Origin of the sequence: Patiriisocius marinus, from assembly GCF_008974325.1 — a bacterium.
In the GTDB taxonomy this organism is placed as follows: Bacteria; Bacteroidota; Bacteroidia; order Flavobacteriales; family Flavobacteriaceae; genus Patiriisocius; species Patiriisocius marinus.
The window spans coordinates 1-23133 of record NZ_BKCG01000012.1 but is presented as its reverse complement, the minus strand read 5'-3'; the positions used below and the strand labels follow the sequence as shown (position 1 = coordinate 23133).

Annotated in this window: 25 protein-coding genes; 12 read left to right on the top strand and 13 right to left on the bottom strand. The window is 33.1% G+C overall.

Annotated elements, in window-relative coordinates; all coding sequences use genetic code 11:
* Positions 1-97 precede the first annotated feature (97 nt).
* From GBH57_RS15170 to GBH57_RS15150, 5 genes are all read left to right on the top strand, one after another.
* A complete protein-coding gene (locus GBH57_RS15170) occupies positions 98-556 on the top strand; it encodes an SRPBCC family protein (protein WP_151675351.1) in 459 nt (152 codons plus the stop codon).
* 103 nt (positions 557-659) lie between these two features.
* Positions 660-896, top strand: coding sequence for a hypothetical protein (locus tag GBH57_RS15165; protein ID WP_151675350.1), 237 nt, complete (start codon positions 660-662; stop codon positions 894-896).
* 54 nt (positions 897-950) lie between these two features.
* Positions 951-1499 (top strand): hypothetical protein, encoded by a 549-nt coding sequence (locus tag GBH57_RS15160; protein WP_151675349.1) that lies wholly within the window; start codon positions 951-953, stop codon positions 1497-1499.
* A 48-nt stretch (positions 1500-1547) separates the two neighbouring features.
* Complete coding sequence (locus GBH57_RS15155; protein ID WP_151675348.1) at positions 1548-2321, top strand: LuxR C-terminal-related transcriptional regulator; 774 nt, start codon at positions 1548-1550, stop codon at positions 2319-2321.
* Between the two features lie 129 nt (positions 2322-2450).
* A complete protein-coding gene (locus tag GBH57_RS15150) occupies positions 2451-2867 on the top strand; it encodes a hypothetical protein (protein WP_151675347.1) in 417 nt (138 codons plus the stop codon).
* Between the two features lie 88 nt (positions 2868-2955).
* Here GBH57_RS15150 and guaB read toward each other — a convergent pair whose 3' ends face one another.
* The 7 genes from guaB to GBH57_RS15115 all read right to left on the bottom strand — a co-directional run bounded on the left by guaB (position 2956) and on the right by GBH57_RS15115 (position 10092).
* Positions 2956-4428 (bottom strand): IMP dehydrogenase, encoded by a 1473-nt coding sequence (gene guaB, locus GBH57_RS15145; RefSeq protein WP_151675346.1) that lies wholly within the window; start codon positions 4426-4428, stop codon positions 2956-2958.
* A gap of 187 nt (positions 4429-4615) precedes the next feature.
* Positions 4616-5110 (bottom strand): Aq_1264-related membrane protein, encoded by a 495-nt coding sequence (locus tag GBH57_RS15140; RefSeq protein ID WP_151675345.1) that lies wholly within the window; start codon positions 5108-5110, stop codon positions 4616-4618.
* Positions 5110-5640: an FMN-binding protein gene (locus tag GBH57_RS15135; RefSeq protein ID WP_151675344.1), complete on the bottom strand. Its 531-nt coding sequence runs from the start codon at positions 5638-5640 to the stop codon at positions 5110-5112. Before GBH57_RS15135 ends, GBH57_RS15140 begins: the two co-directional genes overlap by 1 nt.
* A 107-nt stretch (positions 5641-5747) precedes the next feature.
* Positions 5748-6923, bottom strand: coding sequence for a putative porin (locus GBH57_RS15130; protein ID WP_151675343.1), 1176 nt, complete (start codon positions 6921-6923; stop codon positions 5748-5750).
* Between the two features lie 188 nt (positions 6924-7111).
* Positions 7112-7588, bottom strand: coding sequence for a heme-binding domain-containing protein (locus GBH57_RS15125; RefSeq protein WP_151675342.1), 477 nt, complete (start codon positions 7586-7588; stop codon positions 7112-7114).
* A 5-nt stretch (positions 7589-7593) separates the two neighbouring features.
* Positions 7594-9165 carry a bifunctional metallophosphatase/5'-nucleotidase gene (locus GBH57_RS15120; protein ID WP_151675341.1) on the bottom strand — a complete coding sequence of 524 codons (1572 nt, stop codon included), beginning with the start codon at positions 9163-9165 and terminating at the stop codon, positions 7594-7596.
* A 63-nt stretch (positions 9166-9228) separates the two neighbouring features.
* Positions 9229-10092, bottom strand: coding sequence for a hydroxymethylglutaryl-CoA lyase (locus tag GBH57_RS15115; RefSeq protein WP_151675340.1), 864 nt, complete (start codon positions 10090-10092; stop codon positions 9229-9231).
* A gap of 130 nt (positions 10093-10222) precedes the next feature.
* On the opposite strand from GBH57_RS15115, the gene GBH57_RS15110 reads away from it, so the two are divergent.
* Both GBH57_RS15110 and GBH57_RS16135 read left to right on the top strand, forming a co-directional pair.
* Positions 10223-10633: a hypothetical protein gene (locus GBH57_RS15110; RefSeq protein ID WP_151675339.1), complete on the top strand. Its 411-nt coding sequence runs from the start codon at positions 10223-10225 to the stop codon at positions 10631-10633.
* Positions 10611-11063, top strand: coding sequence for a hypothetical protein (locus GBH57_RS16135; RefSeq protein ID WP_162851996.1), 453 nt, complete (start codon positions 10611-10613; stop codon positions 11061-11063). Before GBH57_RS15110 ends, GBH57_RS16135 begins: the two co-directional genes overlap by 23 nt.
* A 21-nt stretch (positions 11064-11084) precedes the next feature.
* Here the strand turns inward: GBH57_RS16135 and GBH57_RS15100 are convergent, their stop codons facing one another.
* Together GBH57_RS15100 and GBH57_RS15095 are read right to left on the bottom strand one after the other, a co-directional pair.
* Positions 11085-11699 (bottom strand): LysE family translocator, encoded by a 615-nt coding sequence (locus GBH57_RS15100; RefSeq protein ID WP_151675338.1) that lies wholly within the window; start codon positions 11697-11699, stop codon positions 11085-11087.
* An 8-nt stretch (positions 11700-11707) separates the two neighbouring features.
* A complete protein-coding gene (locus GBH57_RS15095) occupies positions 11708-12736 on the bottom strand; it encodes a quinone-dependent dihydroorotate dehydrogenase (RefSeq protein WP_151675337.1) in 1029 nt (342 codons plus the stop codon).
* 158 nt (positions 12737-12894) lie between these two features.
* Between GBH57_RS15095 and pepT the strand changes: the two genes are divergently transcribed.
* Positions 12895-14130 (top strand): peptidase T, encoded by a 1236-nt coding sequence (pepT, locus tag GBH57_RS15090; RefSeq protein ID WP_151675336.1) that lies wholly within the window; start codon positions 12895-12897, stop codon positions 14128-14130.
* A 114-nt stretch (positions 14131-14244) separates the two neighbouring features.
* Here the strand turns inward: pepT and yajC are convergent, their stop codons facing one another.
* The 4 genes from yajC to GBH57_RS15070 all read right to left on the bottom strand — a co-directional run bounded on the left by yajC (position 14245) and on the right by GBH57_RS15070 (position 17284).
* The gene (gene yajC, locus GBH57_RS15085; protein ID WP_151675335.1) at positions 14245-14535 is read right to left on the bottom strand and encodes a preprotein translocase subunit YajC; all 291 of its coding nucleotides are present in this window, start codon (positions 14533-14535) and stop codon (positions 14245-14247) included.
* Positions 14536-14568: 33 nt separating this feature from the next.
* The gene (locus tag GBH57_RS15080) at positions 14569-15039 is read right to left on the bottom strand and encodes a DUF1573 domain-containing protein (protein WP_151675334.1); all 471 of its coding nucleotides are present in this window, start codon (positions 15037-15039) and stop codon (positions 14569-14571) included.
* Between the two features lie 52 nt (positions 15040-15091).
* A complete protein-coding gene (gene nusB, locus GBH57_RS15075) occupies positions 15092-16036 on the bottom strand; it encodes a transcription antitermination factor NusB (RefSeq protein ID WP_151675333.1) in 945 nt (314 codons plus the stop codon).
* Between the two features lie 147 nt (positions 16037-16183).
* Positions 16184-17284: a Glu/Leu/Phe/Val family dehydrogenase gene (locus GBH57_RS15070; protein WP_151675332.1), complete on the bottom strand. Its 1101-nt coding sequence runs from the start codon at positions 17282-17284 to the stop codon at positions 16184-16186.
* Between the two features lie 115 nt (positions 17285-17399).
* On the opposite strand from GBH57_RS15070, the gene GBH57_RS15065 reads away from it, so the two are divergent.
* The 4 genes from GBH57_RS15065 to GBH57_RS15050 all read left to right on the top strand — a co-directional run bounded on the left by GBH57_RS15065 (position 17400) and on the right by GBH57_RS15050 (position 22875).
* The gene (locus tag GBH57_RS15065; RefSeq protein ID WP_151675331.1) at positions 17400-19157 is read left to right on the top strand and encodes an ABC transporter ATP-binding protein; all 1758 of its coding nucleotides are present in this window, start codon (positions 17400-17402) and stop codon (positions 19155-19157) included.
* Between the two features lie 66 nt (positions 19158-19223).
* Positions 19224-19622, top strand: coding sequence for a PUR family DNA/RNA-binding protein (locus GBH57_RS15060; RefSeq protein ID WP_151675330.1), 399 nt, complete (start codon positions 19224-19226; stop codon positions 19620-19622).
* A gap of 94 nt (positions 19623-19716) precedes the next feature.
* Complete coding sequence (locus GBH57_RS15055; RefSeq protein WP_151675329.1) at positions 19717-22236, top strand: M14 family zinc carboxypeptidase; 2520 nt, start codon at positions 19717-19719, stop codon at positions 22234-22236.
* Between the two features lie 96 nt (positions 22237-22332).
* A complete protein-coding gene (locus GBH57_RS15050) occupies positions 22333-22875 on the top strand; it encodes a YHS domain-containing (seleno)protein (RefSeq protein WP_151675328.1) in 543 nt (180 codons plus the stop codon).
* Positions 22876-23133: the final 258 nt, after the last annotated feature.

The following is a 23133-nucleotide window of genomic DNA, read 5'->3' as shown; positions in this document are numbered from 1 at the left end:
CGTGCAAATGTATCTAGTTAACGAGAACTAGCACTTTTAAGTACACTGAAATGCTAAAAATCTACTAACTTTACGAGGACTAATAAAAATGCTGCAAATGAAGTACCAAACAAAAATTATTATCAATGCTCCTTTGAAAGAAGTGATTGAAAAACTTGACAATCCTGACAATATGAAACATTGGCAAAAAGGACTAGTGAAGTATATAAATATCAATGGACTAGACACTGGTACTCCAGGCGCACAAATGGAATTACATTACAAAATGGGCAACCGTGATATGGTTTTAACTGAAACTGTATTAAAAAATGGTTTTCCTAATTTTTTTGAAGCAAGTTACACAACCAAAGGTGTTTATAATATTCAGAAAAATTACTTCAAAGAATTAAGTCCTTCAAAAACCGAATGGATTGGCGAAAATGAATTTAGGTTTCAGAGTTTAACTATGAAGGCATTTGGTTTTTTAATGCCTCGTATTTTTAAAAAACAGAGTCTGGAGTTTTTTGAAGCATTTAAAGCTTATGTTGAAAACGAAACTTCAGTTATTAAGGATTAAAAAGAATTCATTAAAATTACAGCCTTATCGCCTAATCTTTATTGTCTTTAAAAAAAATCTCTTATTTTTAGAGCACAACAAATTCTAAATTAATAAAACCATTATGAATAGAATAAAATTAATTTGGGATTTTCGCGGCCCTAATGCTGCACCTATAGCAGCTCATCATATTGTACATTTAAAAGAATTTTCACTAGCAGAAGGTTTAGAAAATACCATTTGTAATACAGAAGAAATTACACCTATGCACCACATTGCTTATATGATTGTTGACGAAGTACATATGGCAGACCTAAGAGAGCGTTTAAAGCCTAATAGAGGACAAAAGTATAATTCCTAATTATACTCAATAATTGAAATAAACTAACAACACGCAATACTCCTTTAAGTATTTATGGAATTGATAAAGATAATTTTCTTTGTTATTGGCACATTCTTCGGAAATGAGAACAGCCGCATCGCTGCAGAAAAAACGATTGTTACAATTGACAACTCCGAAATGACTATGACCATTAATCAAAAACATCTTATTTCGGTAATAAAAACCAAAGAAGATAGCTTGACAGTTGCAAAAGAACTCGCCTTAATAGTTAATAAAGAAAATACTTGGACTCAAGAATTAGATAAATTTTCATCAAAAAAATACGAGTTATACCAAACAAAAAATGGAAATTTAAATGCTATAATAACTTTAGCTTTTAACCAAAAAGAGGATTTGAAAGATTTTGCTTTAGAAACACTTAATAATGGAAGTTACTCATTAATCTATATACCTAGGTGGAACTTAACATCTTCAAACGGAAAAGTAGAAGGTAATTATTGGCATTTTGAAAACACAAATACAATTACATTTGAGCTTGAACCATTTAAAGATATTCCAAAAGAATATAAAGACTATATAAAAAGTCTAGCACCAATGTGGCAATCAATAAATCAACAATAGTATTTAAATTAAAATTTCCGACTAACAAACCGCCCCAAAATCTCCTCTATGCAACAAGAACACCTCGATCTTTTTAAAGAAGTATTTGACAGCTATAAAGAATACAATGGAACAGTTGTTGAAAAACACATTCAGAAACTAAGAGAGTTAGACAAATACCTCCCTCCAATGGAGTCGTTTTTCATCGTTACAAATACTACTAAACAAATTTATGAGTTTGTAAGTAAAAATTTCGAATACACTCTTGGACTCAATAGAGATAAAATGGCTAATGAAGGTGTTCCTTATTGGTTTTCACATTTCCATCCACAAGATCTTCCAGTATGGATGAGCGCTCTAGAAGATTTAATGGTTTTTACTATGACTGAAGTTCCTTTAGAAGATAGACACAAATTAAGCTATACTTGGAATTTTAGAGTAAAAAATGCTAAGGGTGCATATCTAAATGCGTTAGAGCACCAGACGCCTACTTACTTTGACGAAACAGGAAAACCTGTAATTGGTATTGCTCATTTTAGTATTACCGGTAAAAATGAACAGCGACCTATTATAGGTACTGTAAAAAAGTTAAATGAGAATAATGAATATGAGACTATCTATTACAAGAACTATTCACAAAAACTCATTACAGATACAATCAGTAATCGCGAAAAAGATGTTGTTAGACTTTTGGCTTTAAACAAAACAAGCAAAGAGATTAGCGAGAAACTTTTTATAAGTCCGCACACTGTTAGCGCACACAGAAAAAATATTTTAAAAAAATTAGATTTCGATTCTACTCAAGAGCTTGTACAATATTGTATAGTAAATCAGTTGTTTTAAAAATAGCTATTCGTAGAATTAAGAAAGTCCATTCAATAAATAGAGTGGGCTTTTTTTTGTAATCTGATATATATCATAACTTATAAATAGATACTTCTGTAATTTTGAGTAAACATAAAACAAGTATATATGAACAATGTAGAGTTAAACCAAGGAGAGATAAAAGTAAAATTTAATACCCCAAGCGCAGGAAAGTTATCTTTTGCTGATTTAGGCATAAAGAATGAAGCAAATAAACTTGATGGAGGTTTACTTAGATTAGTATTTGATCTTGAAGGAATAGGTGAATATAGCTACTATCAAGTTCCAACAATCGAATTATTTTACGAGGAAAATATGGCTGAAACACATTGGGCATGCGAGTTTAATGGAAAAACAATTTTAGACAAATCTGACAATCACGGGCAGTCTACTGTGTTATTATTAAACAGAAAAGTATTAAACAATCTTGAACAGCATCATAAAAACGCATTAATAGTTCACGGACAATTTCCAGAACCAGCAAAGCTTAATTTAGAAAAATCTTATATCCATTTTTTTAAGTAGAAGTAACATTTATATAATTAATAAAAAAAAAGCCCAATCTTAAATTAGATTGGGCTTTTTTCTATTTACTTAATATTTCCGAAGAAAATTAACGACTATAATTAGGCGCTTCTTTTGTAATAGTTACATCGTGGGGATGGCTTTCATTAATACCACTAGCAGTAATTTTTACAAATCTTCCTGTTTCTTTTAAAGTAGCTACATCTTTAGAACCGCAATATCCCATTCCTGCTCTAAGTCCACCAATAAACTGAGTCATACTTTCTAATAGCTCACCTTTATACGGTACACGACCTACAATACCTTCCGGAACTAATTTTTTAATATCGTCTTCTACATCTTGGAAATAACGATCCTTAGAACCTTGTTTCATTGCTTCAACACTTCCCATTCCTCTGTAAGACTTAAATTTTCGTCCTTCGTAGATAATTGTTTCTCCTGGAGATTCTTTTGTACCTGCTAAAAGCGACCCTAGCATTACACAATCTGCTCCAGCTGCAAGAGCTTTAGGAATATCACCTGTATATCTAATTCCTCCGTCCGCAATTACTGGGACTCCACTCCCTTTTATAGCAGCAGCAACTTCTAATACAGCAGAAAATTGCGGGAAACCAACACCTGCAACAACACGAGTTGTACAGATTGAGCCTGGTCCAATTCCTACTTTAACTGCATCAGCACCAGCATCTACTAAATATTTAGCAGCTTCTGCCGTAGCAATATTACCTACAATGACATCTAATTCTGGAAATTTGCTTTTTACTTCTTGTAACACTGTCACAACACCCCTTGTGTGTCCGTGAGCTGTATCAATAATTACAGCATCAACTTGTGCTTCAACTAAAGCAGTTGCTCTTTCAACTACATCTGGAGTAACTCCTAATGCAGCAGCAACACGTAATCTACCATAGGTATCTTTATTTGCCGTTGGTTTTTGAGTAAGTTTAGTTATATCTCTAAAAGTGATTAACCCAAGTAATTTACCTTGATCATCAACCACTGGTAATTTTTCAATTTTGTTTTTCTGTAAAATTAATTCAGCTTCTTTTAAGGAAGTTCCTTTTGCTGTTGTAACAAGATTCTCTACCGTCATCACTTCACTCAACTTACGCGAAAAATCTTTTTCGAAACGTAGGTCTCTATTTGTTACAATACCAATTAGTAAACCTGCCTCATTGATAATTGGAATTCCACCTATGCTAAATTCGCGCATTGTTTTTTGCGCATCACCTACAGTGTTATCCTTTTTTAAAGTAACAGGATCTTGAATCATCCCGCTCTCTGCACGTTTTACTTTTCTAACCTCAGCAGCTTGCTGCTTAATAGTCATATTTTTATGCAAAACTCCTATTCCACCTTCACGTGCGATAGCAATAGCCATAGCGCTTTCAGTTACCGTATCCATTGCTGCAGATACAATAGGCACATTTAACGTAATATTTCTTGAAAATTTAGTTTGAATTGAAACCTCTCTTGGTAGAACTTCAGAAAAAGCTGGTACTAAAAGAACATCATCGTATGTGAGTCCTTCTCCTATAATTTTATTTTCGTGTGCTGTCATTGCAATTAGATTTTACTTTCTGAAGTATTGAAAGTGGTTAACATTTAATTGCGTGCAAAAATACTACTATTAATTAAGAATTAAAGAGTCAATAAAGCGAATTAACAATCAACTTTAAAAATTAATTTTAAAAATTTAAAAAATTGAGTGATAAATGAAAGTTTCAACTAGTAGTTAAACTGAAATATTATTGGTTTGGTTTTTTTACTAAATCACGCAATATTGCTAATACTCCTAAAAAGTAAACTGCAGTCATTAATATACCACTAAACATTACTATATATTTCATCCAATGGTAACCCATCCACAATAGCCAAATACCTCCAAAAGTGAGCAAAATAGATACAAATGGTTCCACCATTAAAAAAGATTTCAACTTTCTTGGAAGTGATGTCATCGCCACTAAGCTTCCTAACAGAAAGAAAATAAACGACATTGATAAAATGTGAGTATGAATAATAGTGAGCATTTCGCGTGCACCTTTTTCAAATTTCATTACTTGAGCATCTTCTACCTCCTCATTACCTAAGTAATTTTCTTCAATACCATTTGGCGAATCTGAATCAGTTTGACTTACAAAAGTCAATCCTGTGACATACCCAACAGTTAATACAACAACAAAAGCTGTTATAAATAATTTTACATGTGAAGGGAATGTTTGAAGAAGACCGTTAAATTGCATTAAAGTGCTTTTTTAGCTTGCAAGGTAGCAATACTTTCTAATAATTCATTAACTGCTTTTGTCATTGAACGAACAGAAATGGTTGCACCACTAATAGGTATTATATCTTCTTGATATTTCAACTCTTTAGTCCCAGCTTTAGAACCTTCAAATTGGCGCAACCATCTTTTACTTCCTATTTCTCCACCGTATTCTTCACGATATACAAGTACTTTACTTTTAGTAATAATAAAATCCTTATCAAATAATACTATATAATCAAACGTTGCCGTTTTACTTGGCGCATTGCCTACATAACCATAGCCTAAGAAACTTCCGTTTGCTTCAATTTTAAAAAGGTTTTCTTTTGAAAATTCGGAAGGTGTATTGGTATTTAATGTTTCAGAAATAGTTAATGGCGTTTTACTGAAATTTTCAATCTCATAAAACTTCGCTATAGCCTTATCAGCTTTTTTTGCAATTTTCTCAGGAATTACAAATGCCGAAAAAACAAAAGCTAACACTGTTATTAAAAGAAACTTTTTAACCATAATTCTGTTGTATTTAATGATGTTCTAAAAACCAAAGTTTATGCCAAGAACGAACTAATTATAAATGAAAATAACAAAGCGTAAAGCTTTAAAATTTCAGCTACATACTAGAACCAAACTCCAAGACCAAAGTTTAACTGATTTGGCACATCAGCATCACTTTTATTATCTCTAAATTGGTAATCTCCTTTTACCACCACTCCTGGTGCAATGTGATAACTTAATCCTGTTGTCAAATCTGTTCTATTAAAAGCATCATTTCTAACTAGGTTGTCTTCTGTTGCTGCGTGTGTATCGTAATTTTCATAACGAGCGAAAGCAAAAAGTTTTTGCCTTTTAGCAATAGGTAAAAGGTTATAAGCTGCTTCCACATAGTACCCTTGCATTGCACTTCCTAAATCGCTTTCGGTTAGCGCATTGTACGCATCAGTATCACTTAATGAAGCATAAATAAATTGACCTCTTGCAGTAAAGTTTCTGTAGTTATATCGTGCGTCAAACCCTACCATAGCAATACCTATGTTTGCTCCATCGATATCCTCAACATCATCTTCAGCTTGTGTTTGACCAAAATATCCTGAAAGACCTAATCTTAATCCTGGAATACCGTAGTAATCAAACTTAGTTGATAAAGTAGGCGTATCTACTGTAGATTTAATCGCCTTTTGACGACCTCCACGCAAACCATTACTTCCTTTAAGTACTCCATTTACACCACCTGCGCCATCTGCATTTGTAGATTTGAAACCATTAAATATATAAGCTTGGTAACCAAGTGATATTTCAGAAAAACGACCTGTAACTCCCACTCCTATTTCTCTCCAGGTAGTTGGCACAATAACGTTATCTAATGCAGGACGTTCTGTTCCATTAAAGGTTGTAGGTTCGTGATACTCATTTACAATCCCCATAGGAACTAACATTAAACCTCCACGAAGACTCATATTATCTGAAATTGCGTAGTTAACAAATGCTTGCTCTACAAAAATTTCTTCCACATGTTCCACTTCAATTTCAGTTACAAATTGTGTTTTTTCATTAAACTTATAACCTACTAACAATACCAAACGTTGTACATCTAACTCACCATTGTCTCCTTCTGGTTGGTTGTAAGTTATTTCACCATAACCACCTATTGTAACTCTCTTACCATAGTTTCCTGATAAAATAGATTGTGCTGCATTTAATTGTTTTTGCGGATCAAGATTGATACTATCTTGTGTTATTTGCGCTGTAATAATTGATGTAAATGCTAATGCTAATACTAATAAAACTCTTTTCATTGCTTTTATTTAGATTGAATACAAATAATGTAAAATTTCAGTCCGCAAAAATAAAATAGATTTAGGGTATAACAAAGCTTATTTAGATTTATTTTAAATAAAATAAGGAGCTGTATATTATAACATATGCAGCTCCTTTTATCTATAGACTTCAAATGGTCAAAACGACTATGAAGTTTAAATAATGTCTATTTTGCTAATTCAGAAATCTCTTTTTGATAACGTAATCTTAGCACTTGCACCCATTGTATTAATTTATCAGCATCTTCTTTAGGTAACTCGCCGTGCAACCAAGTATATGAATCTAGTGGCATCTCGCCATCCTCAACAAATTCTATTAGCTCATCAAGCTTGTGATCTTTCTTTTTCGCACTATACGATTCCCAAGCACTTACATTAAAATGTTTTTTACCATTATCAATATGATCTTTTAACCAATAAGAAGCTGGTGCAATTTCTGCATACCAAGGATATATTGTATGATCACTATGGCAATCATAACAATGTGTTTTTAATAAAGCCGCCATTTCAACTGATGGTTTTGTTTCGGCTTCAAAAAAGGCAACTGATTCATATCCACTTTCGTTTTTCTCTGGTCTAATAAATTGCATTAGTACAAATGCTCCTAAGGCAACTAATAGTATAATTTTTAAAATTTTATTCATAGCATTTATTTTAGAGTTTTCATAAAATCGATTACTGCTTTTCTAATATCGTGAGCTGCTTCTTCCCTTACTGGAACATATATGCTTTTCACTCCTGGACTATCTGCAGACAATATAGGAATATCTAGCCCTTTTAATAAGTAGTCACTTAAAGCTAGTGTATATATTTTATCATTTATCAACGGCTTAGCACCTAAGTACCATACACCATTTTTATTCTGAAGTTTATACCTATGTAAATATGCCCCTGTACCAACACTTTTTTCGCCGTAATCTAGCACTTGCATTAATAACTCTCCAGTAATTTCAACTCGCTGAACATTTCCGCCGAAAGGCAAAACTCTAAAAACATCTATTGCAGATATTTCATTTTCTAATACATCATCAAGCCTTATACTACCACCATTTACAATAGCAGCATCAACAGGTAGGTTAAAACTCTTAGCCATTCCTTCAGTGATAATTTTACCAAGATTAGTTTGTTCACTTCGGTTAGGTTTATCTAAACCATTTAGCGGTTTTTTAGCAAAATATACTATCTCGTTAGGATTATCTATCACATTTTTAAGCTCAGCTTCAAGTATTGACCCCCACTTATCAACAACAACTTTAACCTTAGGTAGTTCAGGAGTATTTGCTGTAATAGGCACTAACTCTGAGTCTATTTTTAAAAAATCTGCTTTGTGATTATACGTTAATGTATGTACGTAAATTGTGCGCGCATTAGCATCTGCTTTAGCCACTTTAGCATGAGATGTAGGCACAAGCATTGCAGTGTGCTCGTGTCCTCCAAGAACTAAATCAATATTAGGCAAACTCTCTGCTAGTTGCATATCTTGTTTAATACTTAAATGCGTTAACCCAATAATTATATCACTTTTTGATTGTTCTAAAGCTGTATAAGCACTTTTTCCTTCAAGCATAAAATCACTGTAATACACATAATCCATAGGATTAGAATCGATAGTTACACTAAAAAAGCCAAGTCTAACAGGATATTCTTTACCTATATTAATATCGTAAAACACCGTTTCAGGAATTGGTGTTGAATCTAAATTTTTAACCGTATTAAACGTACGGATGTCATCTCCATTTTTCTGAAACACATTTGCGCTTGTCCATTGAAACTCACTTTCATTTAATCGTTCTTGAAGCTCGTTTTCTTTTAAATCAAATTCGTGATTTCCAAATGTTGCAAGGTCAACTCCCATCACATTCATCACATCAATCATTTGTTTTCCTTTTACGCGCTTGCCATCAACTTTAAGCGTACCTATTAATGAAGGATTTAAAAAATCGCCCGCCATTACTAGGTAAGTATTTGGATTAGCATTTCTTATCGAATCTGTTACATAAGCAACACGAGCAAGCCCCCCATATTGACCTCCGCTAAGTGGTGCAATTTCATACACATCATTCATCTGCACTAATTTAATAGTAACAGTTTCGTTTGATTTAACTTCGGAAATTTTACTGGTTTTACAACTTGCAAATAGCAAGAAAATAACAGAGAATATGAGAAGAAAATTTCGATTCAAACATTTATAATATGAAATATAGCTCTTAGAATTTTTCATTGTATACTATTGAAATTTTCGAAATAGATTTAAAAAATGGTTCTATAGTCCACTTCCCACCTATTAATGATAGGTATTAAATATTTTGCTAGCTTCGTTATGAGCACTTTCAAAACTCATTGGGTTTATTGTATTAGGTACTTTTTCAGTATTGAAATAGCTTAGCATTTTCTCAGTTGGCATATTACCCGTCAAATCATCTTTAGCCATTGGACATCCACCAAAACCTTGTATTGCACCATCAAATCGCATACATCCAGCTTTATAAGCTGCATCGATCTTTTCGTGCCAAGCTGTTGGAGTTGTATGAAGGTGAGCACCAAATTCAATTTGAGGATATTGCTTGATTAAGTTAGAGAACAAATAGTCGATAACTTCTGGTGTACTAGAACCCACAGTATCACTTAGCGATAATATTTTAACTCCCATTCCCGCTAGTTTTTCTGCCCATTCTCCTACAATTTCAACATTCCAAGGATCACCATAAGGGTTTCCAAATCCCATTGACAAATAGGTTACCACCTCTTTATTATGTGCATCTGCAATGTCTAGAATTTCATCTAAAGTATCAATAGACTGAGCAATAGTTTTATGAGTGTTTCGCATTTGGAAATTCTCCGAAATTGAAAAAGGAAATCCTAAATATTGTATTTCAGGATGTTCAACCGCAGCAACTGCCCCTCTTGTGTTAGCTATAATAGCAAGTAATTTACTGTTAGTTGCAGATAAATCTAATTGTGCTAAAACTTCAGCAGTATCTACTAATTGCGGAATCGCTTTCGGCGAGACAAAACTCCCAAAATCAATTGTATCAAATCCACAGCGCAATAACGACTGAATATATTGAACTTTCTTCTCTGTTGGAATCCAGTCCTTTATACCCTGCATTGCGTCCCGTGGACATTCTATAAGTTTTACATTTTGCATTACTGTAAAGATAGTTAGAAATTTGTGTTACAACATAGTCTTTTCTTTCACTTTCAAAAATTGACGTTGAACTCAATTCTGATCACTGTAATTCCTTTTTTCGTATCTTAGCTATCCTAAAAAGATGACTATGAAAACAGTAAAAAAAATTGTATCAACTGCTGCATTTGCACTACTAGTTTTAGTTGCGAGTAACACAACTGCTCAAAATCAAACTAGAGAAACATTCATTCCTTTTTTAATTGACATAAATCTTACAGATACGGAGGTAAATTTAACTTGCAATGATGGATGCGCTTGGAAAACACTTTCATTTAATTCTACAAACGGAAATAATCAATGGATTGACGCTAGTGGATTGACACAAAAAAACACACTATCTTCAATTGATAAAAAACTTTCACCCTTTAGAATTTCGTTTAAAAAAGTTGACGATAAATTAGTTTTAAAAAGCACTCAAGGAGCTGCATGGAAGGAAGTCCCATTAAATGCAGATGCACGTTTTACTATGCAAATTAATGAGTTTGGGTTTATACAGTAGATATTTAAATCAATTACTAGCAATATTATTTTTAACAGGGTTTGTTTGTTTTACTAATGCACAAGAAAACATAAATAAAAAGCAGGTGGTTGGCTTTGCGTGTTATTTTGATGGTAAACCTTCTAAAACTGTAGAAAAATACACTTTAAAACTAGAAAACAAAAAGTATCAGTGGATTTCAAGAAGACTAGATTCTGATAATAACGCAGAAAAATATTTATCGGTATTAAGTCTTGAAAATCTTTCTAATTTAGGAAACTATAAACTTAGCAAAAAAGAAATAGCTATAATTCAAGAAGTAAAAAACTCAAAAGAATTGGTTTCTGTTTGTTCCGGTTGTAGCTACTTCCAAAAAGTATGTTTGAAAGATATGTTTACAGTTGAAATGCGAACTATGTCTACAAATTGGCTAAAAAATATACTTAAGTAATATAAAATCTTAAATTATTTTCTACGGCACCAATATAAAAACGGCTATTCCAATAAAGACAATAATTTGCAGCCATTTTAAAACAAGTCCTATATTTTTATTATGACGTAGATACGAAGAAATACTACCCGCTAACAAAGCAATTCCACTAAACACAATAAGACTCACAAACATAAATGTGAAGCCTAAAATAAAAATTTGAGAAACCGTTTCACTTTCAGGATTCCAAATGAATGCCGGAAAAAAAGCAAGGAAAAATATCATCACTTTTGGATTCAATAAATTCATAATAAACCCTTGTTTAAATAATTGAGCTGCAGATTTATTAGGGGCATTCGCTCCAAGTAAAATTTCAGAATCACTTGAAAATACTTTATATGCTAAGTATATTAAATAACACGCGCCTAAAACTTTAATGCCGTAGAATAAGGATTCGTTAGCAGTTATAATCGCGGAAATCCCAAAAGCAAGCAAACTTGTATGCACAATACAACCACTAATTAAACCAACCGTTGTAGCAATACCACTTTTAACACCATTAACTAAGGACTGTGTTAACACATAAATATTATCTGGCCCCGGACTCATAGCGAGCACAATTGTTGCAATCGAAAACAGATAAAGATTTTCTAACATTAGATGTATTAAGAGTTCAAGATAGCTTTATTAATTTTTTTAATTAGAGAAGGTCCTTCATAAATAAACCCTGTGTACACCTGTACTAAACTTGCACCTGCATCTAATTTCTCTAAAGCATCTTTCGCACTATGGATTCCTCCCACCCCAATAATTGGGAATGCACGATTACTCTTATTAGAAAGGTATTTAATAACCTTCGTACTTTTATCTTTTATAGGTTGACCACTTAACCCTCCATTACCTATTTGAGCCAAGCGCTCATCGGTTGCTTTTAATCCTGTACGATCGATAGAAGTATTACTAGCAATTACGCCATCTAGCTTTGTTGCTAACACAAGATCCACAATTTCATCTAATTGCACATCATTTAAATCTGGCGCAATTTTTAATAGAATTGGTTTTTGTTTTTCAAAAGACAAATTGGCTGTTTGCACTGCTCCTATTAACTCTTCAAGATAATCTTTATCGTTTAATTTAGCATGACTCCCTACATTAGGACAACTTACATTGAGCACAAAATAATCGACATACGGATGCAAAGCATTAAAACAAGTTAAATAATCTGCTGTATAGTTTTCAGGTAATGTTTGTGTGTTTTTACCAATATTACCACCAATTATCAGTTTGCCTTTATTCTTTTTTAGTTGTTCAATAGCAGCATCTAGTCCATCATTATTAAACCCCATTCGGTTAATAATACCTTTATCGTCTTTTAGCCGAAATAATCGTTGTTTAGGATTTCCTTCTTGCCCAAGGGGCGTTACTGTTCCTATTTCTATAAAACCAAAACCAAAATTAGCCAGCTCATTATACAACACTGCGTTTTTATCAAACCCTGCAGCAAGTCCCACAGGATTTTGAAACGTAAGTCCAAAAAGAGTACGCTCTAATCTTTTATCAGTTACTTTATACAAACTTGTGAAAAGTCCTCCCAACCCTAACTTATGGCAAAATTTAATCAAAGAAAAAGTAAAATAATGCACTTTTTCAGGATCAAAACTAAATAGTATTGGGCGTAATAACAGTTTATACATCAGTGGGTTTTTGGAAATACAAAAGTACAAAATCACATTCATTTCAGATGGATGATTAATTGTAAAAGAAAGCCTAATGTTGATTATGAATCGGAGCCTAAATTTGGTATTTTTGAGGTACTATTAACGTATTAAAATTTCGGCTTTGCCATAGAGTTATGATTGAAAAACAACACCTTATTGATAGATTTATTAGTTACGTAACCGTTGACACAGAAAGTGATCCGGAAAGTGACACTACTCCTAGTTCAGCAAAACAATGGGACCTGGCAAATGCGTTAGTGGAAGAATTAAAAACCATTGGATTAGTTGATGTTACTATTGATGACAATGCTTATATAATGGCTACACTACCTAGCAATGTAGATCACGATGTACCTACAATTGGTTTTGTTTCGCATTTTGACACCACACCAGATTTTACAGGAAAAGATGTTAACCCTCAGGTCATTGAAAACTATGATGGAAAAGATATTGTTTTAAATGAAGCTGAAAATATTGTTCTTTCTCCAGATTATTTTGAGGATCTTTTACAATATAAAGGACAAACAATTATCACTACTGATGGTACAACTTTATTAGGAGCTGATGACAAAGCTGGTATCGCTGAAATTATTAGCGCAATGGAATACTTAGTAAAACACCCTGAACTTAAACACGGAAAAATTAGAGTTGGATTTACACCAGACGAAGAAATAGGTCGTGGAGCACATAAGTTTGATGTTAATAAATTTGGAGCTGAATGGGCATACACTATGGATGGTAGCCAGATTGGTGAACTTGAATATGAAAACTTTAATGCAGCAGGTGCTTTAGTAACAATAAAAGGTAAAATTGTTCACCCAGGGTATGCTAAGGGTAAAATGGTGAACAGTATGTATATTGCTACTGACTATATTAACTCATTACCAAGGTTAGAAACACCTGAACACACCGCAGATCGTGAAGGCTTTTTCCATTTATACAGTATTAAAGGTGAAGTAGACAGCACGCAATTACAATACATTATTAGGGATCACGATAGAGGGCATTTTGAAGCTCGTAAAGAGATGATGGTTAAACTAGCTAACGAACTTAACTCTCAATTTGAAAAGGAAGTGGTAAGCGTTGAAATTAAAGATCAGTATTTTAATATGCGTGAAAAAATTGAACCAGTGATGCATATTGTTGACTTGGCAGAGGAGGCAATGAAACTAGCTGGCATTACTCCACTAATAAAACCAATTAGAGGTGGTACTGATGGATCACAATTAAGTTTTATGGGATTACCTTGTCCTAATATATTTGCTGGAGGACATAACTTCCACGGAAGGTTTGAATATGTTCCAGTTGAAAGTATGCTAAAAGCCATTGAAGTGATTGTAAACATCGCTCAATTAGCAGCAAAAAAATAGAAAATTTATACCATTAAAAAACCTCTAACATTTTAAATGTTAGAGGTTTTTTTAGTTTATATAACTTTAGATTAATTACTCAGTTTTAAAAGCTGAGCATTAAAAGTCAAAGCACTATTTTTTGATTAGTGTGTTCTCACTAAGTTTTTGGCTCATTTCCATAGAAAGTGCTGAAGTTTCAAACTTTACTTTTCCAGCTCCTGTTTCAATGATACAAGTACCGTCATCATTTAGACTAAGTATTTTACCGTGCATTCCGCTTTTAGTAACAACCTTTGATCCTGCTTTGATTTCAGCTATGTATTTTTTTTCCTTTTTTTGCTTTTGCATTGATGGACGTATCAAAAAAAAATACATCACAGCAAATAGCAAAACAATAGGAAGCATCTGGCCTAAATCGCCCATATCAGTGCTTTTTAAATATTATTAATTTCTAGATTACTTTGTTGCTCCTGCTGCTGCTCCCTCTTTAGGGTTTACAAAAGCTTTGATCAACAATGTTTCTTTACCAGCTTCAGTATTAGCAGTAATTGTTACTGTTTTACTTACTTGGTTTTTACCTGAACCATTAAATTTAACTAACAATTCACCTGACTCACCTGGAGCAACTGGCTTATCAGTATAAGTAGGTACTGTACAACCACAGCTAGATTTAGCGTCAACTATTACTAAGTTACTTTTTCCTGTGTTTGTAAATTTAAAAATGTGCTCAACTGGAGTTCCTTGTGTAAGTTCACCAAAATCGTATTGCTTTTCTTCAAACTGCATAACTGGGTATTCACCAGCTTTTGCGTCACGGTCTGCTGCTGCAGTAACATTTGTCTCGTTTACGCTATCAGCTGCATTTTTCTTACAAGATGTAAATGCGAATAGTGCCATTACTGCCACCACTAAAATTGAATTTTTCATAGTTAAAATAGTTTTAATTTTTAAGAGCGCTAATTTACTCAAATTTTTAGTTCTAACGAAGCCCGCGACCAACTTTCTTGATTTTTTCAGATTCCGTTAGCTCCTTCACTAGTTTATCTAAAATACCGTTGATAAAGATGCTACTTTTAGGAGTAGAGTACTCTTTAGCGATTTCAAGATATTCATTGATAGTTGCTCTAACAGGAATAGACGGGAAATAAAGAAATTCTGAAATCCCCATTTTTAGAATAATCATATCTAATTCTGCAATACGATCTTGATCCCAATTAGGAGTTTTCCCTTCAATAGCACCAGCTAATTTTTCATCATTAAGGATAGTTTTTCTTAATAATTGCTGAGCATACTCTCGGTCATCTTCATTTTTATAAAGTTCTGGAAGTACTAAAGCATCTGCATTTTTTTCTGAAATTTTACCTAAAGATTTTACTATAGCAGTATTTACAATTGGGAAATCATCTACCCACGTCATTCGCTTATCTTCTAGATACTCGTAGTATTTTTCATTAGGAGCAATAACTCTTTTAAATACCTTAACTAAAAAGTCTCGATCATCTTCAAAAGTAGTTTCAGTATTTTTTAAATATTCTTTAAAGAATTTCTGAGAGCGAAGTTCTTTTAAAAGTATTGTTACATACTCATCGTCTTGTTTCCAATAGTTGATATTTCTATTTTCCACAAAGGTGTTTAATGGCTCACTATGCTCAATTAAGTCAAGGGCTTTATTGTCTAAGAAAGAACGACTATAATTACGTTCCTGCTCTGTCGCAAGGTGTTTTTTCTGTGATGTTTTTAAAAATTTCTCTTCGGCAAGTCGCATTTCTACAAGTAGTTGTAGTGTTAATGCATACAGATCAAGCATTTGTTCTATGCTATAAAACATAAATTTCTCTTGCTTATCCAAGTCTGGATTATTGCTTTGGCGCAAGGCATAAATTGATTGTAATACCTTTACTCGTATATGTCTTCGTGTCAACATAGTTTTAAAGAACTTTGATTGGTTTAAGTGGCTTCAATCGTTAAAATTTCGGCTAAAAAAAGCACCGCATTTGTATTTTAAATGCGGTGCAAAGATAATTTAAATTAACTTCAGATTTTAGAAATATAAATTCTGTTTTGTACTTATTTATGATTTTTCTGCTTTTCTAGCGTCAATTCTAGCCTGAGCAATTGTTAATGCGGCATTATGAGTTGAAATACCTTTTGCATCTGCTGTACTTAATATTTCTAAAGTAGTAGTATAGATATTTTCAGTTTTGCGAATAATTTCTTGTCTTCCGTAGTTCTCTAGTTCAGCGTAAACATTGATAATTCCACCTGCATTAATTAAAAAGTCCGGCGCATAAACAATACCTCTTTCTCTCAAAAGTTGTCCGTGCTTGACTTCGTCTGCTAATTGGTTATTTGCAGCTCCAGCAATAATTTTTGCTTTAAATTGATTAATTGTTTGATCATTAATTGTCGCTCCTAAAGCACAAGGTGCGTAGATATCCATTTCTTCACCATAGATATTATCCCCTCCGTAAATTTCTACACTATATTTATCACGAACTTCTTCTAAACGTTCTTGATTGATATCGCTGATATAAACCTTAGCTCCTTCATTACTTAAGTGTTCAACTAAAGCTTCTCCTACATTACCAATACCTTGCACATATATTACACGATTTTCTAAATCATCGTTTCCATAAGTGTGCTTAGCAGCAGCTTTCATACCCATAAAAGTACCGTATGCCGTAATGGGCGAAGGATTTCCAGCACCACCTTTATCTTCGCTAATTCCAGTAACATAAGGTGTTACTGTACGCACTAAATCCATATCTGCAGTAGTCATCCCTACATCTTCTGCAGTAATATATTTACCATTAAGACCGTTTACAAACTCTCCAAACTTCAACATTAACTCTGGAGTTTTTTGAGTTTTAGCATCACCAATAATAACAGCTTTACCACCACCTAAATTCAATCCAGTGATTGCACTTTTAAAGGTCATACCTCTAGATAAACGCAATACATCATTCAATGCTTCTTGTTCGCTATTGTATTGCCACATTCTTGTTCCTCCTAAAGCAGGACCTAAAGTGGTATTATGTATCCCAATGATTGCTTTTAAACCTGTATCTTTGTCATTGCAAAAAACGATTTGCTCGTGATCTTTAAATGATAATTGCCCAAAAACAGGTGCAAATTTTTCAATATCTTTGTTCGTTAATATCTCTGTTGTCATAAGATTAAAATTTTTACATCCTCAAAAAGGACGTGCAAAAGTAATTGTTTGTTGACTATGTGACAAAAAGAATGTTGTTAAAATGCGAATTTGTTAATAACTCGCAATGCCATAAATGAAAGAACTCCAATACCTTAATAAATATTTACGCAAGTACAGCGGTAGGCTATTCCTAGGGATGTTTATCACCGTAGTCGCCACAATTTTCAAACTAGTTGTACCTATGAAAGTAGGTGATTCTGTGAACGTTGTAGAGAAAAAAATCAATGGAGAAATAACAGATATGGCTTTTGTTCAGTCTGAATTATTACAGAATATCCTCATACTTTTAGGAGCGACTGTACTCGCTGCTTTATTCACTTTTGTAATGCGACAAACTATAATTATTGTTTCTAGAAAAGTTGAATACGATTTAAAAAATGAAGTTTATGCTCACTATCAAAAACTTTCCTTAGGCTTTTATAAACAAAATCGAACAGGAGATTTAATGAATCGAATTAGTGAAGATGTTGGAAAAATTCGTATGTATATTGGACCAGCAATAATGTATAGCACAACCACTATCACTTTATTTATTGTTGTAATTTCATATATGTTCTACACTGCGCCAGAACTTACTCTATATGCAGTTACTCCTCTACCCATTCTATCCATTTTAATTTACAGACTTAGTATTTCAATACATAAACGAAGTACAGTTGTTCAACAATATTTATCAAAGTTAACAACATTTACGCAAGAAAGTTTTAGTGGAATAGGAGTTATTAAAGCTTATGGAATCGAAGCTCGAATCAATGACGAGTTTGAAGAACTTTCTGAAGGAAGTAAAAATAAGAATATAGATCTTGTAAAAGTACAAGCGCTTTTTTTTCCATTAATGATGCTTTTAATAGGCGCAAGTAATATTCTTGTTATATATATAGGTGGAACAAAATTTATTAGTGGAGAAATTGAAAATTTTGGGACTATCGTAGAATTTTTAATTTACGTAAACATGCTTACGTGGCCAGTAGCCATTGTAGGTTGGGTAACATCAATGATTCAACAAGCTGAAGCTTCACAAAAACGAATCAACGAGTTTTTAAAAACCGAACCAGCAATAATTAACTACATACAAGAAAAAACTTCGATACGAGGAAAAATTGAATTTAAAGAGCTAACATTTACATATGGGGATACTAATATTACTGCGCTGAAAGGAATAAACTTTACAATCAACCCAGGAGAAACTCTTGCTATTATAGGAAATACAGGTTCTGGTAAATCTACAATACTTGAACTAATTGCTAGGCTGTACGATGTGGAAGATGGAATGCTACTAATTGACGACAAACCAATTAAACAAGTAAACCTTCAAAGTCTTAGAGGCTGTATAGGTTACGTCCCTCAGGATGCATTTCTTTTTAGCGAGTCTATAAAAGATAACATCAAGTTCGGAAAAGAAAATGCCACTGATGAAGAAGTGATAAATGCCGCAAAACTTGCATCTGTACACCGAAATATTAATGGTTTTAAAAATGGTTACGATACCATATTAGGTGAACGAGGTATCACATTAAGTGGTGGACAAAAACAAAGAGTTTCAATTGCAAGAGCCGTTATTAAAGACCCAGAAATTCTTCTTTTTGATGATTGTCTTTCAGCAGTTGACACAGAAACTGAAGAAGAAATACTCAAAAACCTTCATAAAATTTCAGAAAAGAAAACCACGATTATTGTCTCACATAGAATCTCATCTGCTAAAAATGTAGATAAGATTATAGTACTTGAAGAAGGCGCTATAATACAGCAAGGAACTCATAATGACTTATTAAACAAAGATGGTTATTACAAAGAATTGTACCTGAAACAGCTCACCGAAAAAGAAATGTAATATATAGTTGGTGTATTTATATTTTTTTTAGATTTTTGAGGGAAACAAACATATCAAATTATTACTATGAGCGATAATTACGCAATGGAGCAAGAAGAAATATATAGCAAGGTAATGCGTGCTGGAAGACGCACATATTTTTTTGACGTTAGAGCCACTAAGGCTGGAGATTACTACTTAACTATCACTGAAAGTAAAAAATTTACTAATGATGATGGTTCGTTTCACTACAAAAAACACAAAATCTACTTATATAAAGAAGATTTTCACGAATTTAAAAACAACCTAGACGAAATGATACAGTACGTTATCAATGAAAAAGGTGAAGAAGTAATTAGTGAACGTCATCAAAAAGATTTTAAGAGAGAAGAACAATCTTCTTACAATTCGAATCCCTCAACTCAAGAGGATACAGAACAAAATCCTGAAACAAACTTTACTGACATAAGTTTTGACGACATATAGTAGTTAAACTTTCAAATTATATGAAACCGCTTTAGTTTTACTGAAGCGGTTTTTTTATTTTTAAGCAATTGAAAAAAGAAAAAAAATCTCAGCTATGAAAAAAATACTAACCTTAGTACTACTTCTGTTTATTAGCGTATTAAACGCACAAATTAAAACCGAATCGTTATCCTATTACCTACCTACAGATGTAACATATAATGAAGACATCCCAAAACCAGCTGAGATTATTGGGCATGAAGTTGGAGAATGGCACATTACACATGATAAGTTAGTCTACTATATGCAAACTCTTGCGAAGGCTAGTAATAGAATCACAATCGAGAACAGAGGCAACACCTTTGAAGGGCATCCACTAATACTACTAACAATCACATCTCCTGAGAATCATTCTAACATTGAAAATATTAGAGAACAACATCTATCTCTAACATCAAAAAATGGAGGTATTATGGATGTTAATACTATGCCCATTGTTGTTCAAGAAGGTTTTTCAATTCACGGTAATGAAGCAAGTGGATCTAACGCAGCATTAGCAGTAGCATATTATTTGGCAGCCGCTCAAGGTCCTAAAATAGACAAATTACTAAACGATGTGGTTATATTATTTGACCCATCATACAATCCTGATGGTCTTCAACGATTTGCGTATTGGGCAAATACAAATAAAAGTAAAAATATAAATCCAGACCCTAATGATAGAGAATACGATGAAGTATGGCCTGGAGGTCGTACAAATCATTATTGGTTTGATATGAATCGTGACTGGCTACCTGCGCAACTTCCAGAAAGCAGAGCTCGTATTGAAACATTTCACAAATGGCTCCCTAATATTCTTACAGATCATCACGAAATGGGAACAAACTCAAGTTTCTTTTTTCAACCAGGAATTCCATCACGAACACACCCATTAACGCCCTTAGAAAACCAAGCTTTAACAGGCGAGATAGGAACATATCACGCAAAAGCCTTTGATAAAATAGGGAGTTTTTATTATACTGAAGAGGATTATGACGATTTCTACTACGGAAAAGGATCTTCATTTCCAGATATAAACGGGAGTATAGGTATCCTATTTGAACAAGCATCCTCAAGAGGTCACGCCCAAGAAAGTGACAATGGAATCCTCACTTTTCCTTTCACAATTCGTAACCAGTTTACCGCAGCTTTATCAACTCTTGAAGCGGCAGTAGCTATGAGGACCAAAATTTTAAAATATCAACAAAAATTTTACAAAGAAGCTTTTAACCAAGCTTCAAAAGGTGGAGCTATTGTTTTTGGTGATGAAAAAGACCCCTCAAAAGCTTACCATCTAGCCGAAATATTAAAGCGTCATAATATTTCATTTCACGAAGTTGCTTCAGATTTTTCACTAAACGGGAAGAATTATAAAAAAGGGGCTAGTTATATTGTTCCAAAAAACCAAAGACAAACTAGACTTATTGAAGCTATGTTCGAAAAACGCACTTCATTTAGAGATAGCTTATTTTATGATATTAGCGCTTGGACATTTCCTCTAGCTTTTAATTTAGATTACGATGAAAAGGTTTCACTAAATAAAGCTGGAGCTGTTATTGATGAACTCAAAAAACCAGCAGCCGCAGCACCATCTAACTCAAACTATGCTTACTTGATGGAGTGGCACGATTACTACGCACCAAAAGCTTTAGCTATGATTTTGGACAAAGGAATTAGAGCAAGCGTTGGTATGGCACCCTTAACTAGCGGAAACACTCAATACGATTATGGAACAATTTTAATTCCTGTCAAAAATCAAAATATATCCCCTAATGAAATTTCACAATTTATCAATCAAGTAGTAAAAAATACAGGTATTAAAATTTCGGCAGTAAGCACTGGACAAACTAGTGGAATAGATTTAGGTAGCCGAAAGTTTAGAGCGTTAGAAATGCCTAAAGTTGCCTTACTAGTTGGCGAAGGCGTTAACCCTTATGATGCAGGAGAGATTTGGCATTTATTCGATCAACGTTACGATATGATGATTACAAAGTTAGACACTAAAGATTTCAGCCGAGTTGATTTAAGCAGATACACTGATATTATTTTACCTGCTAGCTGGGGTTCTGCACTAGACAAAAATGATATTGAACATTTGAAAACGTGGGTTTCAAACGGAGGTACTATTATTGGATATAAAAATGCTGGTCGTTTCTTTGATAAAAATGATTTTATGAAGATTAAATTTAAGTCTCGTAAAGATTCCGCAACAAATATAACTTTTGAACAACGTCGAGATCACTCAGGAGCACAAGTTGTAGGAGGTGCTATTTTTGAAACTACGCTAGACCGCTCACACCCTATTGCTTTTGGTTACAAAAACAACACACTACCTATGTTCAGAAATTCAACAACTTTTATGGAAAAAGACAAGAATAGCTATAACAATCCTATTCAATATACTGCAGACCCATTGTTAAGTGGATATATTTCTTCTCCTAATCTGAATAATTTAAAAAATACTGCTGCATTTAAAAAAGGAAATTTAGGACGTGGAAATGTTATATATTTCACAGACAACACAAACTTTAGAGCTTTTTGGTACGGTACAAATAAGTTATTAATGAATGCTATTTTCTTTGGTGACGAAATGTAATATTTATAACAGTGTATATAATCAGCAAACTTGGTAACAGATACTAAAATTTTACGTCTATATACCAACATCTAATAAAACATAATACAACCAACTATGAGAACATTATTACTCCTTGCATTTACCACTATCCTTTTATCGTGTACAGCAAACAAAGAAGCTATAAATACTAACAAAGATGGATACATAGCCGAAGGTTATGATGTAACTGAATATTTCAACGGAAATGCTATTAAAGGTAAAACTTTGTACACAGCAGGTCACAATGGTGCTTGGTACAAATTTGCTTCAGAAGACAATAGAAGTAAATTTGAAGCCAATCCAGATATGTATGAACCACAATATGGTGGATATTGCGCCTATGCTGTAGGAGCTAATGGAAGCAAAGTTGAAATCAATCCTGAAAGCTTTTTAGTTGATAATGATAAATTATTTTTATTTTATGACAATGCACTTGCAGATACTAAGCAAAAATGGTTGAATGAAAACCCTGAAGAGCTTAAAAGAAAAGCTAATGAAAATTGGCCAAAAATCAAAGAACCAGCAAATGCTGTAGCAAAAGCAAAAAGAGAAAAAGAAAGAGAGTTAAGAATCGCTGCTCGTAAGGCTAAAAAAGCTAAACGTAAGAGAAAAAAATAATCGTCTTTTAATTAACAGATATTGGCTAATTTATATTTCTATCTTGAAACGTTAGCTTATAAATCAAACTATTAGTAAAATCAAAGTTGTTTATTATTACATATTAAATCGGTTCTATATAACACATTTTACTATACTAAAAAAGCACCTTTCAGTATGTAACCGAAAGGTGCTTTTTGTTTTATACATAGTCTTTAATGAACTAGCGTTTTAGTGAGAAGTGTCCTCGTAACTCTTTTGTTACATTTTCTTCTTGGT